The following is a 15,565-nucleotide window of genomic DNA, read 5'->3' on the forward strand; positions in this document are numbered from 1 at the left end:
CCTTACCTCTTGCCCGGTTGCGGCTTTTCAATCCCCGGCAGCTGTGCGATTCCCTCGGCAAGAAAATCGACCAGCAGCCGTACCCGCGCGATGCCGGACCGCTCCGGCACGATCAGCATGTTGAGCGGAACGGACGGCGGCGCGTAGTCTTCAAGCACGCGCTCGAGTTGGCCGGAGGCAAGCAGGTCGTCGACGAGCCAAAGATGCGCCGGCGCAATGCCACGACCGGCCGCGAGCGCCTCGCGTGCGGCAAGCCCGTGATCCACCCGCAGCCGCCCTGCGAAGGGGACCACATGACGGCCGCCGCGGCGCCCGTGCAGCACGAGCACGTCGCTGCCGGCGATGTTCGACATCCTGACACCCTCGTGGCTGGCGAGGTCTTGCGGGCGCGCGGGCCTGCCGCGCGACGCCAGATAGTCCGGTGCGGCCACAAGCACCCGCCGCGACCGACCAAGCAGCCTGAGCTTCATCGAGCTGTCGGGGAGCGGCCCCAGACGCAAAGCGATATCGACACCTTCCCGCACGAGGTCGATCCGCTCGTCGGTCAGGCTGAGATCCACCGCCACGTCCGGATAGCGGTCCTGGAACGCGAAAACCAGACGGCTGACGTGGAGCACGCCGAAGGCGGCGGTGCAGGAGACGCGCACCGTTCCGGCAGGCGCGCCGCGCGTGCTGCGCGCCTCGTCGCCGGCGAGTTCGACCAGGCGCAGGATCTGCACGCAGTCGGCGTAATAGCGGCGCCCCTCCTCGGTCATCGTCACGCTGCGCGTGGTCCGCGTGAGCAGCGGCACGCCGACGGCCTGCTCCAGTTCCCGAAGGTGCCGCGTCACTGTCGATTGGCCGAGACCAAGCTCGCGCGCGACCGCGGACAGGCTTCCGCGCTCGGCGACCCGCACGAAGCTGCGCATGCGTTCGAGCGTCACGTCCGATTTATCCATATTTCGGCATGATCCTATCCATCGGCGACAACTACCGGATTGCAGTCGGAGGCGCTACCTGCTGCTCGCAATCGTCAACCAAGGTGCTGATCATGAAAGTGTTGATCCTCTTCGCTCACCCCGAGCCGCGCTCCCTCAATGGCTCGCTCCGCGACGTTGCCGTCAGAGAACTCGAGGCTGAGGGACACGAGGTGCGGGTGTCAGACCTTTACGCGCAGGGATGGACATCCGAGGTCGGCCGCGCCGATTTTCCGCTGCTGCCGCCGGACGGGCGGCTGGCGCCGGCCGCCGCCTCCAAGCAGGCGTTCGAGTCGGGTACACTCACCGCGGACGTCAAGGCCGAGATCGAGAAGCTGCTGTGGGCGGACGTCCTGATCCTGCAATTCCCGCTATGGTGGTTCAGCATGCCGGCCATCCTCAAGGGCTGGGTCGACCGCGTGTTCGCCTACGGTTTCGCCTATGGCGTCGGCGAGCACAGCGACAAGCGGTGGGGCGACCGTTACGGCGAAGGCAGGCTGGCGGGCAAACGCGCGATGCTGATCGTGACCGCCGGCGGCTGGCAGGAGCATTATTCGGCGCGCGGGATCAACGGGCCGATCGACGACCTGCTGTTCCCGATCAATCACGGCATCCTCTATTATCCCGGCTATGACGTGCTTCCGCCGTTCGTCGTCTACAAGGCCGACAAACTGGACGAAGCGGGTTTCCAAGCGACTGCCGAACGTTTGCGCGAGAGGATGCGAACGCTTGCGACGACATCCCCGATTCCCTACCGGCGCCAGAATGGCGGCGATTACCTGATTCCGAGCATGCGGCTCCGCGCAGGACTCGAGCATTCCGGCGCGACCAGCTTCGCGCTTCACGTCGAACAGGTCGAGGCACGCAGCCCAATGGGTGAAACGAGCTCCGTGCACTCGACGGCTGAGGGGTGCGCGGCAACAGCGTAATCCGCCGCTCGCGCAAGGACTCACCCCATCACCGTCCGCGTCAGCGTGCTCCGCGCAAACTTCTTCAGCGGCATCGGCTTGCCGAACAGAAAACCCTGCACGAGGTCGAAGCCGAGCTCGTTGGCGGCGACGAGGTCGGCGCGGCTCTCGACGCCCTCGGCGATGGCGCGCACGCCATAGCCATGCGAAAGCTCGACGATGTGGCGGCACACCGTGCGCTTGAGGCGATCAGTGCCGCTGCCGGTGACGAAGTGCCGGTCGGCCTTCAGCTTGATGAAGGGAATTTTTCCAAGGTCCATCAGCGACGGCCAGTTGGCGCCGAGATTGTCGACCGACAGGCCGATATTGTGCAGACGCAGTTCGCGGGCGACCTCGGCCAGGAGATCGAGATCGCGGATCGCCTCCTCGCTGTCGATTTCGATCGTCAGCCCGCCGAACGCCGGATGCGTCGGCATGCGCCGGCAGAGATCACGCACGGCTTGCGGCTCCTTCAGATAGGACGCCGGCAAATTGATCGCGAGATCGACCGGGCTCTGCTGCTCCAGTAGATAGTGCCAGTCCTGCATGGCGCGCTCGATCACGAATTCGGAGAGGTCGCGCATATTCGGGTCGTGCTCTTCGGGGATGAAATAGGCGGGCGGCACCACGCCCCAGGTCGGATGCCGCATCCGCACCAGCGCCTCGGCGCTATTGCGAATCAGCGTGCGCGCGTCGATCTTGGGTTGGTACCAGAGCTCGAGCCAGCCGGCGTGCAGGGCCTCGCCGACGTGCACGGCGGGGCTCGGCGCCGGCTCCTCGGGCAACAGCATCGCGACACGGTCGCGCAGCGTCTCCGCGGCAAACGGCGTCGTCAGCGGCGGCAGCATCTTGAGGCCGTATTCCTCGCCGACCTGCTGCACGGCCCTGACGATGATCGACTCGCGGGCGCCCACAGTCAGAACCCTGCCGTCGAAGGCCTCGCGCACCAGCGTCTCCAAAAATTTGCCGGGCTCGATGCCGTCGGCGGCGATGCCGAGCAGGATCAGGTCGGGCAATTCGCTTGTCAGCACGCTCTGCAGCTCCTCGGCACTGGCGCATTCGGTGGTGACGAAGCCGAGATCCTCCAGCACTTCCGCGAGAAACGCGCGAAGATGGCGCTTGCCGTCGGCCACGCAGGCGCGCGGCTTCACCTTTCGCCGTCCGAAGGTTTTCGGCCTTCGTTCGGCGAGTTCTACAATTTCGTCGTTCATCGCAAGCACTCCCGTTCCGTGCCGGTGTGTTAGCGACGTGAGCAGTTTCAAATATGGAAGGCTTCAGTCGATTGTCGAATTATCTGAGTAACGTTAAAGCGCCCATCACGTCTAAAATTATCTGGATCTCGGTCGGGAAGTTTTTACGTCTACCCGCGCGCCGGGCGCAGGGTTGCGACAATCACTGGAGATCTCGCGACGTGCAGTGCGGCTGCATGTACGCGCGCTGTCCTGCAATTGGACCAAGCCACGCGCGCCTCGCCCAATTGAATAATGGAGCGCCTCAATTGCGCGCGACGCGCGCATTTTTCCCGGTTCGCTCGTGACGGTTCTGCGACAATGCGTCGGTGCGCGCTGGCGCCAATGTGAAGCACATCACAAGCGGATTGCTGCACGTGCGCTATTGCTCTGGGCAGCCGGTGGTGGGCTGTCGAGGATCGCAGCAATGACGTCGCGGCGAATAATGTATTGGTGGTTCAGGTTCGTGCTGTCAGGGCGATTTCTCGATCGTTTCCTGTGCCTGCCGCGCGCGCATTAGCGCGGGATCAGGTTTGGCCGATCAGCTTGCGCAACGCGGCCGCGCCGTCCTCAATCGCATCGCGTCCCTTCCAGGCCAGATAGGACAGCTTGCCACCGAGCGTGTCGTGGCTGCGCAGCCGGCGCGAACCGAGAATGTGGCCGACATTGGAGGGGAAGCGGCTCACCTCGGCGGACACCAGCGCCGCGATCGCGTCCATCAATTGCTGGAGCCGAATGCCCCATTCGCAATGCTCGATGCCGTCGATCCGCACCTTGAGCGCATATTCGGTCTCGTAGATCTCGGCGAGCAGGTCGCGCGCAATCAGCACCCGGTTGTGCCGGAGCGCGATGCGCAAGGCGAGGCGCCTGTCGTCGAGCTGGTCGAGCACCATGTGAACGACGCAGGCATAGGGCGCGGCGGCGACATCGGCGGCGCCCTTGCTCGCTGCGGCCTTGGTGGCAAGACGCACCAATTGCCAGAACGTCTTCAGCCGCCTCGCCACCAGCGTCAGCGCGAACGGCAGCGCCTCGGGATGGGCCTTCTTGAAGGCGTCCAATCGGGCGGTGATCTGATCAACCGTGCCGTCGTCGAACTTCGCGATCTTCTCGGGCAGCCTGTCGTTGAACTTCGGCAGCGCGGCGCCGGCGCGCAGCACATGTTGGATCTTCTTCACGTCCTCGAAGGCGGTGTGCGATGCCGTGTATTGCGCGAGCTTGCCGCGCGCGAACTCGGTGCTCTCCGCTGATGCGAGGGTGCTTTCGAGAACCTTGACGACCTTGGTCTGGAAGGTCGATGCGATCTTCAGCACTTCCTTCTGGTTGTTGGCGGCGACCTGGTCGTTGATCGCCTTGATGTAGTCGCGTGCCATGGTCGGCAGCAGGTCGCGGCAGATCCACTCCCAGATCGGGGTGAGGGTGTTGCGCGAGATCCGCCCCATGTTGGCATGCTCGGGCGCGCCGTCGATCAGAAGCAGCTCGAGCGGCGCAAAGAAATGGCGCGAGGGACTGGTGGCGCGCGCCTGGTTCGATCCGTCCTTGCGAAATTCGGCGCGCAACCGGGACTGCAGGTCGGACGAGCCCGGCATGTCGATGCCGCACAGCTCAAGCCGTTCGAGCTCGCTGAGCAGGCAGCTGCGCGACAGCGGCGTCAGCTTCTGCAGGAAGTTCGATAGCTGGTCGATCTCGTTCATGGCACGCAATCTTCCGCAACGTTTCCAGCAGGCCTACCGACCCCATGCATGGAGGCATTTGCGCGCTCTCAATTGCGACATAGAGAAGCAAGCCGCCGTTAATATATCCGTAAAATCCAAGGCCGCAGGTAATCGGCGCGGATCTGATCGTTAAGAAGGCGTCGAGCGACCCGTCTATCAATTGGGCAGGTTCAGCAACCTAAGAATGTTGAGGGACGTTGCCACTCAAGCATAAAGTGTGCCTGTGCCGGGGTTTCAGCACAAAACTGCCAAATTCACCGTAGTCTTACGGAGCAAAAAGTTAACTACAGACCGCGTTGGGTTCCGCTAAACGAGTGACATGGGGTCACAGAATGATACGGCCACTGATTCGCGGCCGTCGGAATGGTACGAAAGCAACGCCGCTCCAACTGAAGAGCTCGATGCCGTCCGTCTGAACGCCGCCCGTGCCAAGGCGGCCGACGAAATGGCAGCCGCCATCGCCCGCGAGCTCAACGGTCCCCTCACGGCGCTCCTGCTCTACATGGGCGAGATCAAGCATCACAGCGATCAGCTCGCGCCGGTGACGGGCGACCGTGCCTATTTGCAGCGGGTCGTGGAGAATGCGCTAGTGCAGACCGAGCGGGTTTGTGGCCTCGTCAAACAGCTTGCCGGTTCTCACACGGGTGGCCTGCCGATCGCGTCCAGGGCCGAGGGCGCCGAATCGAAGTTCGCGCGCGCGCCACAGCTGCAGCGCGTGCCGAGCGCCGAAATCCTCGGCCTGTCAGGCCAGAAGCGGCTGACCAAGCGCGAGCGCGAGGTGCTGAGGCTGATCAGCGAGGGTTATTCGAACAAGCAGGGTGCGCTTCGGATGCAGATCAGCCCGCGCACCTTCGAGAGCCATCGCGCCGAGGCGATGCGGAAGCTCGGTGCGCGCAACACGGCGGACCTCGTCCGTGCGGCGCTGCTGCATTCGATCGACTGAAGGGCCTTGCGTCGGGCCGCCCGGCAGCGGGCGAGGGCCAAGCGTGAGGCATTTCTCGAAAAAGACCCGCGGCTCCGACCGTGCTCAGAAATAATCTTCGGCGAAGGGACGCGCGCGCGACGAGGGCCGCAGCGGCTTGAGCTCGTCCTTCGGCACGTTGGGAATGATCGTGATGGTCCAGCGGGGCGGCATGCTCGATTCCTGCTCCAGCACCGAACGTACGAAGCCGGTCACCGTCGCCTCGCCAGCGGCCACCGTCGCCATCCGGCCGTTGAACTGTGCGATGCGGAAGCGGCGAACTTCTTTCTGGTCCGCGGTCTCGTAGGTGAACATGGAAACCCTCCTGGTTTCCGGCGACTATCGCTGCCTATGATTAGCCATCTGTGAAAATCCCAAGCCGTAGAAGTACGGCGGGCATGCACGCGTGAGTGGTTGGAGCGTTTCGAGCGAGCGCGTCAGCCCTCCGGCTCCTGCGCGCGCGCGGCAGCGTAGGCGGCGTCCATCAGGTCCAGGAGGTCGCAAAATCCGGCGTCGCCGAGCCTCTCCGCGGTCTTCTCCAGCCGCAGCGCCAGCACCGCGAGCCTGACATAGCCGAACGTTCCGGCCGCGCCCTTCAGCGAATGCGCTTCGCGGGCGATCCTGCCGTGGTGCTGCGCGAGCGAGAGCGTGCGGAACGATTGCAGACGCGCGCAGGTTTCGCTCCAGAACACGTCGCGCACTTCGCAAGCACCATCCTCGCCGATCTCGCGCACCAGCGCCTGGTACGCGCCCGGCTCGCGCGCGGGTTCGGCATCAAGCACTGTTTGCGCAGGCGCGACGGTGACTTCGAACATGGTTTGGCCTGCCTTGATCACGGTTTGCCGCCGGCCCGTACAGGCGCGCGCGGCACATCCGTGTCTACGGCATCTGGATTTCAGTTCCGGTAGCAGGACATTCCGTGTTTGCGGGCCGGAATTAGCGGCCGGTTTACCACGCCGCAGCGCCAGTCAGCGCGGGCCGAGCAGCCGGTCATACTGCGCCTTCACGGTGGCGTAGCATTCGCACGCCGTCTGGCGCAGGCCGTCCAGGTTGAGGATCTGGATGTGTCCGCGGCTGTAGTTAATGAAATTCGCCTGCTGCAAGGTGTTGGCGACCAGCGACACGCTGTTGCGCCGAGCGCCGATCATCTGCGCCATCGCCTCCTGGGTCAGCAGCAGCCGGTAGTCGCCGGAGAGGTCATGGGTGTGGAGCAGGCAGCGCGACAGCCGTGACTCCACCGGATGAGCGGCGTTGCAGCCCGCGGTCTGCTGCACCTGCGCGTAGACCGCCAGTCCGTGACGCGTGAGCAGCGTCCGCAGGGTGCAGCTCTGGTCGGCCGCGACGCGCAGCCGGTCGAGGTCCATCATCGAGGCGGAGCCTGGAACCAGCACGATGGCCGTGTTCAGCGCGCAGGCATCGCCCATGATCGAGAGCGTTCCGAGCAGGCTGTCGCGGCCGATCATGGCGACTTGCACGTGCTCGCCCCTGGCGAGCTCCACCACCAGCGAGATGACGCCGCGATGGGGAAAGTAGGCGCGCTTGAGCGTTTCGCCGGTCGCGACCAGCACCGCGTCGTGCGGCAGATCGCCCGTCCGCAGGTGGGGGCGGATCAATTCATAATCGTCCGCCGACAGCGCGGACAGGAAACCGTTGGAGGAACGTACCATTGTTTCCAAAGTAGCCTCCCGTCTCCCGGACCAGCACGGGAAACTGCTTGTCGTTCGGCCACGTTCCATCATGTTCCCGTCGGGATATATTGGCAATTGGGACAAGACGTCCGATCGCAGTCAGTGCCGCTGCACGTCGGCCTCGCCAAGACAGATTCCCTGACCCAATTCCTACCGAGCTGGGAACCAGCAGATCCAGATGGTGCGGCTGGAGAATCGGTTTGGAGCTTGTTCGCGGTCATGGTTGATCCGGCGCGTTTCAAGGTCATCCGCGCCGCGTCGTCGTCATGGAGTTGCCTTGGCGCCGCGTGGCCGCAGATTCCGCGTCAATCGTCTTTCCGGCTCCGCCAAGGACGCTCTCAACAGTCCATTTCTCGAGCAAAGGAGCATGGCGTGCGCCACGGTTCAATTATTGAATCGCCAAATCGGGAAGCTCAAACGGGGACAGAAGATCTGCGCGATATTCTCGTCGTCGATGACGACCCGATGGTCTGCATGGCCATCGAGGTCTATCTCCAGCGCAACAATTTTCGGGTGACGATCGCCGAAGGAGGGGAAGCCGGACTTCGTGCGCTCGAACACGAACAGTTCGATCTGATGATCATCGATATCTTCATGCCGCACATGCGCGGGTTCGAATCGGTCAGAATCTTTCACGAGCGCGCGCCGGCCGTTCCGCTGATAGCGATGTCCGGCTACGCGTTCGCAATCTGAATTCGCCGGCCCCGGATTTCCTCCGGATGGCGCTGGAGCTCGGTGCGGCGCGCTGTCTGCGCAAGCCGTTCACGCCGCACGCGCTGCTCGCCGCCATCAACGATTGCCTGGCGGAGCACCGTCCCCAGGGCGAGCTTGCCCCGGCCGCGCGCCTGGGTTAGCGCGGCACCGGCCGCAGCGGACGCGGGTAACGGTTCGTTTACCGCAAATGCGGGTGATGCATATCCCGGCAAAGCACCAGGCGACGTGGCGAGACCGGCCCGGGCTGCAGGCAGCTCGATACAATTTGCGCGAAGACCGCGCATATCTCCTTCACAAGCAGGGCTTTCCCGCGCGCCGGGTCTCGCTGTTATCGGCACGTTCACCTAACGCGTCTCGCCGCTGCGGCGTGGGGCCGGTCTTGCCGAAAAACGCTGTCCCATGCAGTCGAACGGCAAACTTGTCTTCAATATCCGTATTAGCACGGAGGATGAAATTAACGGGACCGTGAAAGGGGATGTCTAACGATCCAAGGTGGGGGCTTCCGTTCATGCCAGCGCGGCTCGGGCGTCGAGGTCCAGATCCAGGTCTGTAAGGCGTAGCTCATGGATGATCTGTTGCGGGAGTTTTTGACGGAAACCAGCGAGAGCCTGGACACCGTGGACAATCAGCTGGTGAAGTTCGAGCAGGAGCCGAACAACGCCAAGATCCTGGATAACATTTTCCGGCTGGTCCACACCATCAAGGGCACGTGCGGCTTCCTCGGATTGCCGCGACTGGAAGCGCTGGCGCATGCCGGCGAGACGCTGATGGGCAAATTCCGTGACGGCATGCCGGTGACGGGGCAGGCGGTGACGGTGATCCTGTCCTCGATCGACCGCATCAAGGAAATTCTGGCCGGGCTGGAGGCGACCGAAGCCGAGCCCGAGGGCACCGACCGCGATCTCATCGACAAGCTGGAAGCGATGGTCGAGCAGGGCATGGCCGCCATGGCGGCCGGCGCTGCTGCTGCTGCCGTTGCCGAAGCGCCGCCGCTGGTGCCGGACGCGCCTGTCGCCGTCGAAGCCGCGCCGACCTCCGGCGTGCTGGCCGACCAGAGCCTGGAGCGTCCGCTGCGTCCGGGCGAAGTCTCGCTCGACGAGCTCGAGCGTGCCTTCCGCGAGACCGCGATCGAAGTGCCGGTCCCGGTTGCCAGGGCCGAAGTCAAGGCGGAGCCTCCGCCTGCCGCTGAAGCCCCGGTGCCTGTTGCCAAGGAAGCCGCGAAGGAGACCAAGGCGAAGGACAAGGCCGCGCCGAAGAAGTCGATCGCCGACGAGGGCGCCGCCGAGGGAGCCAGCATCGCCAACCAGTCGATCCGCGTCAACGTGGATACGCTGGAGCATCTGATGACCATGGTCTCGGAGCTGGTGCTGACCCGCAACCAGCTGTTGGAGATCTCCCGCCGCAACGAGGACACCGAGTTCAAGGTGCCGTTGCAGCGGCTGTCCAACGTCACCGCCGAGCTGCAGGAAGGCGTCATGAAGACGCGCATGCAGCCGATCGGCAATGCCTGGCAGAAGCTGCCCCGCATCGTTCGCGACCTCTCGAGCGAACTCGGCAAGCAGATCGAGCTGGAGATGCACGGCGCCGACACCGAGCTCGACCGCCAGGTGCTCGACCTGATCAAGGACCCGCTCACCCACATGGTGCGCAACTCCGCCGACCATGGCCTGGAGACCCCGGCCGAGCGTCTCGCAGGCGGCAAGGGCGAGCAGGGCACCATTCGCCTGTCCGCCTATCACGAGGGCGGCCACATCATCATCTGCATCGCCGACAACGGCCGTGGCCTGAACACCGACAGGATCAAGGCCAAGGCGATCTCCTCAGGTCTGGTCACCGAGGCCGAGCTCGAGAAGATGAGCGAAGCCCAGATCCACAAGTTCATCTTCGCCCCGGGCTTCTCCACTGCTGCCGCCATCACCTCGGTGTCGGGGCGCGGCGTCGGCATGGACGTGGTGCGCACCAATATCGACCAGATCGGCGGCACCATCGACATCAAGTCGGTCGCCGGTGAAGGCTCCTCCGTCACCATCAAGATCCCGCTGACGCTCGCCATCGTCTCCGCGCTGATCGTGGAAGCCGCCGGCGACCGCTTTGCGATCCCGCAGCTCTCCGTGGTCGAGCTGGTGCGGGCCCGCGCCAACTCGGAGCACCGCATCGAGCGCATCAAGGACACCGCGGTTCTCAGGCTGCGCAACAAGCTGCTGCCGCTGATCCATCTCAAGAAGCTGCTCAAGATCGACGACGGCGCCGTCTCCGATCCCGAGAACGGCTTCATCGTGGTGACGCAGGTCGGCAGCCAGACCTTCGGCATCGTCGTCGACGGCGTGTTCCACACCGAAGAAATCGTGGTCAAGCCGATGTCGACGAAGCTGCGCCACATCGACATGTTCTCGGGCAATACCATCCTGGGCGACGGCGCGGTCATCATGATCATCGACCCCAACGGCATTGCCAAGGCGCTCGGCGCCGCCGGCTCCTCGGCCCATGACATGAACAGCGAGAACGGGACGCACAGCATCGGATCGGGCGAGCAGACCACCTCGCTGCTGGTGTTCCGCGCCGGCTCGTCCCAGCCCAAGGCGGTCCCGCTCGGGCTCGTCACGCGCCTGGAAGAGCTCCCGGCCGACAAGATCGAGTTCTCGAACGGCCGCTACATGGTGCAGTACCGCGAGCAGCTGATGCCGCTCGTTGCCATGGAGAGCGTCACCATCGCGAGCCAGGGCGCCCAGCCGATCCTGGTGTTCTCCGACGACGGCCGCTCCATGGGCCTCGTCGTCGACGAGATCATCGACATCGTCGAGGAACGGCTCAACATCGAGGTCGGCGGATCCTCCTCCGGCATTCTCGGCTCGGCCGTGATCAAGGGCCAGGCCACCGAAGTGATCGACGTCGGCCACTTCCTGCCGATGGCGTTCTCCGACTGGTTCACCCGCAAGGAGATGAAGCCGTCGCTGCACTCGCAATCGGTGCTGCTGGTCGACGATTCGGCGTTCTTCCGCAACATGCTGGCCCCGGTGCTCAAGGCCGCCGGCTACCGCGTCCGCACCGCGCCGACCGCGCAGGAGGGCCTGGCGGCGCTGCGCGCGCAGAGCTTCGACGTGGTCCTGACCGACATCGAGATGCCCGACATGAACGGGTTCGAGTTTGCCGAGACCATCCGCTCCGACAGCAATCTGGGCGCGATGCCGATCATCGGGCTCTCCGCGCTGGTGTCGCCGGCGGCGATCGAGCGCGGCCGTCAGGCCGGCTTCCACGACTATGTCGCCAAGTTCGACCGTCCCGGTCTGATCGCGGCGCTGAAGGAACAGACCGCGGGCGCCGCCGGTGCCTCCGAGCTGAGCCGCGCAGCCGCCTAAACCCCAGCGGGATGGATCAGGAGATACGCACATGACCAAGAAGACCCAGTCCGGCGAAGGCGCCATGGTCGAATACGTCACCGCGATGATCGGCGGCCAGCTGTTCGGCCTGCCGATCTCCCGCGTCCAGGACGTGTTCATGCCCGAGCGCGTCACCCGCGTGCCGCTGTCCTCGCGCGAGATTGCGGGCGTGCTGAACCTGCGCGGCCGCATCGTCACCGTGGTCGACATGCGCGCCCGGCTCGGCCTGCCCAAGCCCGAGGACGGCAAGATCCCGATGGCGGTCGGCGTCGATCTGCGCGGTGAATCCTACGGCCTCCTGATCGACCAGATCGGCGAAGTGCTGCGGCTCGCCGAGGACGGCATGGAAGAAAACCCCGTCAATCTCGACCCCCGCATGGCCAAGCTCGCCGGCGGTGTCCACCGTCTCGACGGCCAGCTCATGGTCGTCCTCGACGTCGATCGCGTCCTCGAACTCAAAACCGAAGTGCAAATGGCTGCGTGAGCCCCAAAAACATCGAAGCCGGAGAACCCAAATGAAGACGTGCTTGGTGGTCGATGATTCCAGCGTCGTGCGCAAGATCGCACGCCGGATCCTGGAAGGCCTGCAATTCGAAGTCACGGAGGCCGAGGACGGCTCCAAGGCGCTCGAGGTCTGTCAGCGCAAGCTGCCCGACGCGGTGCTGCTGGACTGGAACATGCCGGTGATGGACGGCTTCGAGTTCATGGGCCACATGCGCCGCCTGCCGGGCGGCGACCAGCCCAAGGTTGTATTCTGCACCACCGAAAATAACGTGGCTCATATCGCTCAGGCGCTCAGCGGCGGCGCCAACGAGTACATCATGAAGCCCTTCGATAAAGACATCATCGCCGACAAATTCGCAGAAGTCGGCTTGATTCCGGTCGGACAAGCCATGGTCTGAGTGTCTGGCGGAGTGTTCCAGCCAGAGTGTTCCCAGTACAGCTTCCGAGAGGCCTATCCGTGACCCCGACCGAGTATGATTATCTGCGTAAGTTCCTGAGGGATCATTCCGGGCTCGATCTGTCCGCAGACAAGCAATATCTGATTGAAAGCCGGCTGTTGCCGCTGGCGCGCAAGGCCGGGATCTCCGGCATCGGCGAGCTCGTGCAGAAGCTGCAAGGCGCTGGCTCGGGCGCGCTCGTCACCAGCGTGGTCGAGGCGATGACCACCAACGAGACCTTCTTCTTTCGCGACAAGGTCCCGTTCGATCATTTCCGCGACACCATCATGCCGGAGATCATCAAGGCCCGCGCCGGCCGCCGCAGCGTCCGCATCTGGTGCGCCGCCGGCTCCACGGGGCAGGAGCCCTATTCGCTCGCGATGAGCCTAAAGGAGATGGGTGCGGCCCTAACTGGCTGGCGCGTCGAGATCATCGCGACCGACCTGTCGCAGGAGGTGCTCGAGAAGGCCAAGGCCGGCATCTACAGCCAGTTCGAAGTGCAGCGCGGACTGCCGATCCAGATGCTGATGAAATATTTCAAGCAGATCGGCGAGACCTGGCAGATCAATCCCGAGCTGCGGGCGATGATCCAGCACCGGCAGCTCAATCTGCTGCACGATTTCGCTCAGCTCGGCACCTTCGACGTCATCTTCTGCCGCAACGTGCTGATCTATTTCGATCAGGACACCAAGATCAACATCTTCAACCGGCTGGCTCGCCAGATCGAGGGAGACGGCTTCCTGGTGCTGGGCGCGGCCGAAACGGTGGTCGGACTGACCGACACGTTCAGGCCGATTCCGGAGAAGCGCGGTCTCTACAAGCCGAACGACCCGCGCGCGGCGGCCGCCAAGCCGGTTCTTGCCGGCGCAGCGCCGCGCCTAGCGGTCATGGCGGGACGATAGGCATGGCCGAGGATGGCAAAGGCGCGGAACGCGTGACGTTCAGTCGCGGCTATGATGTCTGCATCATGGCCATCGACGGCACTTGGCGCCGCGACTGCAAGCTCAACGCGATCTCCGACACCGACGCCATCCTGACGGTGGAAGGCTCGATTCAGGGCCTGAACCTCAAAGAGTTCTTCCTGCTGCTGTCGTCCACCGGCCTTGCCTACCGCCGCTGCGAATTGGTGCGCGTCAACGGCGTCGAAATGGACATTCAATTCCTGCGGGGCAAGAACCGGAAGAAGCGGGCCGTCGGTGGCCGTGACGAGGCGGCGTGATCTTCACGTGCGTCGCGTCGCCGTTTTCCGCGACGTTGGTTCGCATTTGCTGAAACATCCGACTGAATTTGCCGTCGCGGCTTTACGTCGCCTAAGCGCGAACGGTGTATCCATTGCCGGTCTCAATCTCAGGATACGGCAATGCCCAGAAGCTCTTTCTCCTCTCTCCCGTCAAACCTGCCCGACGCCGCCGAGCGGCGCGCGCTTCAGCTTCTGGTGGTCGATGACGACGGCACACAGCGCAGCCTGATCACGATCGCGGCCAAGCAGGCCGGCCACGAGGTCACCGTGGCGCCGTCCGTGGCCGAAGCGATCGAGAAACTCCGCACCGCGCGCTTCGACTGCGTGACACTCGATCTCGTGCTAGAGGATGGCGACGGCATGGACGTGCTGGGCGAGATGGCCAAGGCGAAATTTGGCGGCGCCGTGATCGTCGTCAGCGGCATGGACGGCAAGCGCCGCAGCGCCGCCCGCAGCTTCGCCCGTTCCGTCGGGATCGAGCTCCAGAGCCTGCCCAAGCCGCTGGATCTGGCCGCGTTGCGCATCAGCCTCGCCAATCTCGGCAAGACCGCGATGGGCCTGCCGGCGATCCACACCTGGGGCGGTGTCGCCACCGACGCGATCGTGGAGCGGCACCGCGCCTGATCCGCGGCCGGCCATGCGATGAAAGAATGCGGTCGCCGCGTCGCAGCGATCGCGATCTACAGCGTACCGCTGGCCTCCGACAGGCATTCCAGGGCGTGGCCAAGGCCCGCCCGGCAGGCGTCGAGCGCGGCGATCGCCCTGGCATACCGGGGTGTGACATCGTCGAGCACGAAGACGTCGGCGGAACTTTCCGGATCGCTCCCGTGTTCTTGAGCCATGGCTGTGGCGGTCCGGCGCATGCTGCTCTCGATCTGCGAGATCAGCACGCGAAGGTCGGCCGCAATCAGCTCACGGCTCTCGACTTCGGGCATTGCCACGAAAGGCGGTAGCGGCCAAAATTAGCATGGATATTCTCCGTCCTCTGCAATTAGGCGCCTCGCCGCTACTTGTGCGTCAAGTTCATGTCCCGTACAAATACGGTGGGCCGAATCCGCGCCGAACGCCATAACGGTTGGGGCGGACGCGAGTCCTTCATGCCAACCGGATGTGTGGCACATGGCCGAACAAAGCTCTCGCGGTGAAATCTTCGTGGTCGACGACGACGCTGCCGTTCGCGACACCTTGTCGATGGTGTTGAAGGCGGCGGGCTATGAGGTGATCTGTTTTGCGGACGGCGCAGCATTGCTCTCCGTCGCGCGAAGCCGCACACCTGCAGCGGTCCTGCTCGACGTGCACATTCCCGGCAAGTCCGGGCTCGATATTCTCAATGAGCTGCACGGCGAGGACTATCCGGCACCGATCTTCATGATCTCCGGACAGGGCGATATCGCGATGGCGGTCGGGGCCATCAAGAGCGGCGCGCTCGACTTCATCGAGAAGCCGTTCCGCGGCAGCGAGATCGTCGGCCGGCTCGACGAGGCGATCGACGCCTATGCCCGCAGGCAGTCGGAGAACGCAGCGCCGAAGTTCGGCTCGCTGCATTTCCCCGGGCGCGAGCCGTTGACGCGCAGGGAGCGCGAGGTGCTTGAGCAGTTCGCCGCCGGCGCTTCCAACAAGGAGGCCGGCCGCACGCTCGGCATCAGCCCGCGCACCATCGAGGACCATCGCGCCAACATCATGAAGAAGCTCGGTGCGCGCAATGCCGCCGATCTGATCCGGATCGTGATGACCGCGGCGCAGCGCGCGTCGTAAATTCCGTGGGCGACATTTCGTAGCCCGGATGAGCGAAGCGACTTC

The 15,565-nt window shown here is 64.4% G+C and carries 16 protein-coding genes and 1 pseudogene; 10 read left to right on the forward strand and 7 right to left on the reverse strand.

The genetic code is table 11. The features are described from left to right. Positions 1 to 2 precede the first annotated feature (2 nt). Entirely contained in the window at positions 3 to 938 is a 936-nt protein-coding gene (locus tag IVB54_RS01085) for a LysR family transcriptional regulator (RefSeq protein WP_247777029.1), read from the reverse strand. Positions 939 to 1,030: 92 nt separating this feature from the next. On the opposite strand from IVB54_RS01085, the gene IVB54_RS01090 reads away from it, so the two are divergent. Next, positions 1,031 to 1,885 (forward strand): NAD(P)H-dependent oxidoreductase, encoded by an 855-nt coding sequence (locus IVB54_RS01090; protein WP_039801040.1) that lies wholly within the window; start codon positions 1,031 to 1,033, stop codon positions 1,883 to 1,885. A gap of 20 nt (positions 1,886 to 1,905) precedes the next feature. Here the strand turns inward: IVB54_RS01090 and IVB54_RS01095 are convergent, their stop codons facing one another. Further along, entirely contained in the window at positions 1,906 to 3,114 is a 1,209-nt protein-coding gene (locus tag IVB54_RS01095) for an EAL domain-containing response regulator (RefSeq protein WP_026233896.1), read from the reverse strand. Positions 3,115 to 3,659: 545 nt separating this feature from the next. Then, positions 3,660 to 4,823: a hypothetical protein gene (locus IVB54_RS01100; RefSeq protein ID WP_018459873.1), complete on the reverse strand. Its 1,164-nt coding sequence runs from the start codon at positions 4,821 to 4,823 to the stop codon at positions 3,660 to 3,662. A gap of 340 nt (positions 4,824 to 5,163) precedes the next feature. Between IVB54_RS01100 and IVB54_RS01105 the strand changes: the two genes are divergently transcribed. Next, positions 5,164 to 5,787, forward strand: coding sequence for a helix-turn-helix transcriptional regulator (locus tag IVB54_RS01105; protein ID WP_018459874.1), 624 nt, complete (start codon positions 5,164 to 5,166; stop codon positions 5,785 to 5,787). 84 nt (positions 5,788 to 5,871) lie between these two features. Here the strand turns inward: IVB54_RS01105 and IVB54_RS01110 are convergent, their stop codons facing one another. The 3 genes from IVB54_RS01110 to IVB54_RS01120 all read right to left on the reverse strand — a co-directional run bounded on the left by IVB54_RS01110 (position 5,872) and on the right by IVB54_RS01120 (position 7,472). Beyond that, a complete protein-coding gene (locus tag IVB54_RS01110) occupies positions 5,872 to 6,120 on the reverse strand; it encodes a hypothetical protein (RefSeq protein ID WP_018459875.1) in 249 nt (82 codons plus the stop codon). Between the two features lie 122 nt (positions 6,121 to 6,242). Further along, positions 6,243 to 6,620, reverse strand: a complete 378-nt coding sequence (locus tag IVB54_RS01115; protein WP_018459876.1) for an Hpt domain-containing protein — start codon at positions 6,618 to 6,620, stop codon at positions 6,243 to 6,245. Between the two features lie 153 nt (positions 6,621 to 6,773). Next, complete coding sequence (locus IVB54_RS01120; RefSeq protein WP_018459877.1) at positions 6,774 to 7,472, reverse strand: Crp/Fnr family transcriptional regulator; 699 nt, start codon at positions 7,470 to 7,472, stop codon at positions 6,774 to 6,776. A 453-nt stretch (positions 7,473 to 7,925) separates the two neighbouring features. Here IVB54_RS01120 and IVB54_RS01125 point away from each other — a divergent pair. From IVB54_RS01125 to IVB54_RS01155, 7 genes and pseudogenes are all read left to right on the forward strand, one after another. Then, positions 7,926 to 8,347, forward strand: a pseudogene (locus tag IVB54_RS01125) (response regulator). Positions 8,348 to 8,770: 423 nt separating this feature from the next. Continuing rightward, a complete protein-coding gene (locus tag IVB54_RS01130) occupies positions 8,771 to 11,563 on the forward strand; it encodes a hybrid sensor histidine kinase/response regulator (protein WP_247294112.1) in 2,793 nt (930 codons plus the stop codon). Positions 11,564 to 11,594: 31 nt separating this feature from the next. Further along, positions 11,595 to 12,068 carry a chemotaxis protein CheW gene (locus IVB54_RS01135; RefSeq protein ID WP_007598954.1) on the forward strand — a complete coding sequence of 158 codons (474 nt, stop codon included), beginning with the start codon at positions 11,595 to 11,597 and terminating at the stop codon, positions 12,066 to 12,068. 31 nt (positions 12,069 to 12,099) lie between these two features. Then, positions 12,100 to 12,486 (forward strand): response regulator, encoded by a 387-nt coding sequence (locus tag IVB54_RS01140; protein WP_018456638.1) that lies wholly within the window; start codon positions 12,100 to 12,102, stop codon positions 12,484 to 12,486. A 59-nt stretch (positions 12,487 to 12,545) separates the two neighbouring features. After that, positions 12,546 to 13,427, forward strand: coding sequence for a protein-glutamate O-methyltransferase CheR (locus IVB54_RS01145; RefSeq protein WP_018456637.1), 882 nt, complete (start codon positions 12,546 to 12,548; stop codon positions 13,425 to 13,427). Positions 13,428 to 13,429: 2 nt separating this feature from the next. Continuing rightward, a complete protein-coding gene (locus IVB54_RS01150; RefSeq protein ID WP_018456636.1) occupies positions 13,430 to 13,744 on the forward strand; it encodes a hypothetical protein in 315 nt (104 codons plus the stop codon). Positions 13,745 to 13,885: 141 nt separating this feature from the next. Next, on the forward strand, positions 13,886 to 14,389 hold the full coding sequence (locus tag IVB54_RS01155) for a response regulator (RefSeq protein WP_018456635.1): 504 nt from the start codon (positions 13,886 to 13,888) through the stop codon (positions 14,387 to 14,389). 56 nt (positions 14,390 to 14,445) lie between these two features. Here IVB54_RS01155 and IVB54_RS01160 read toward each other — a convergent pair whose 3' ends face one another. Further along, positions 14,446 to 14,700: a hypothetical protein gene (locus IVB54_RS01160; protein WP_018456634.1), complete on the reverse strand. Its 255-nt coding sequence runs from the start codon at positions 14,698 to 14,700 to the stop codon at positions 14,446 to 14,448. A 184-nt stretch (positions 14,701 to 14,884) separates the two neighbouring features. Here IVB54_RS01160 and IVB54_RS01165 point away from each other — a divergent pair, with 184 nt between their 5' ends. Next, complete coding sequence (locus IVB54_RS01165) at positions 14,885 to 15,520, forward strand: response regulator (protein ID WP_018456633.1); 636 nt, start codon at positions 14,885 to 14,887, stop codon at positions 15,518 to 15,520. Positions 15,521 to 15,565: the final 45 nt, after the last annotated feature.

The sequence above is a fragment of the Bradyrhizobium sp. CW1 genome (genome assembly GCF_023100665.1).
GTDB classification, from domain to species: Bacteria; Pseudomonadota; Alphaproteobacteria; order Rhizobiales; family Xanthobacteraceae; genus Bradyrhizobium; species Bradyrhizobium canariense_D.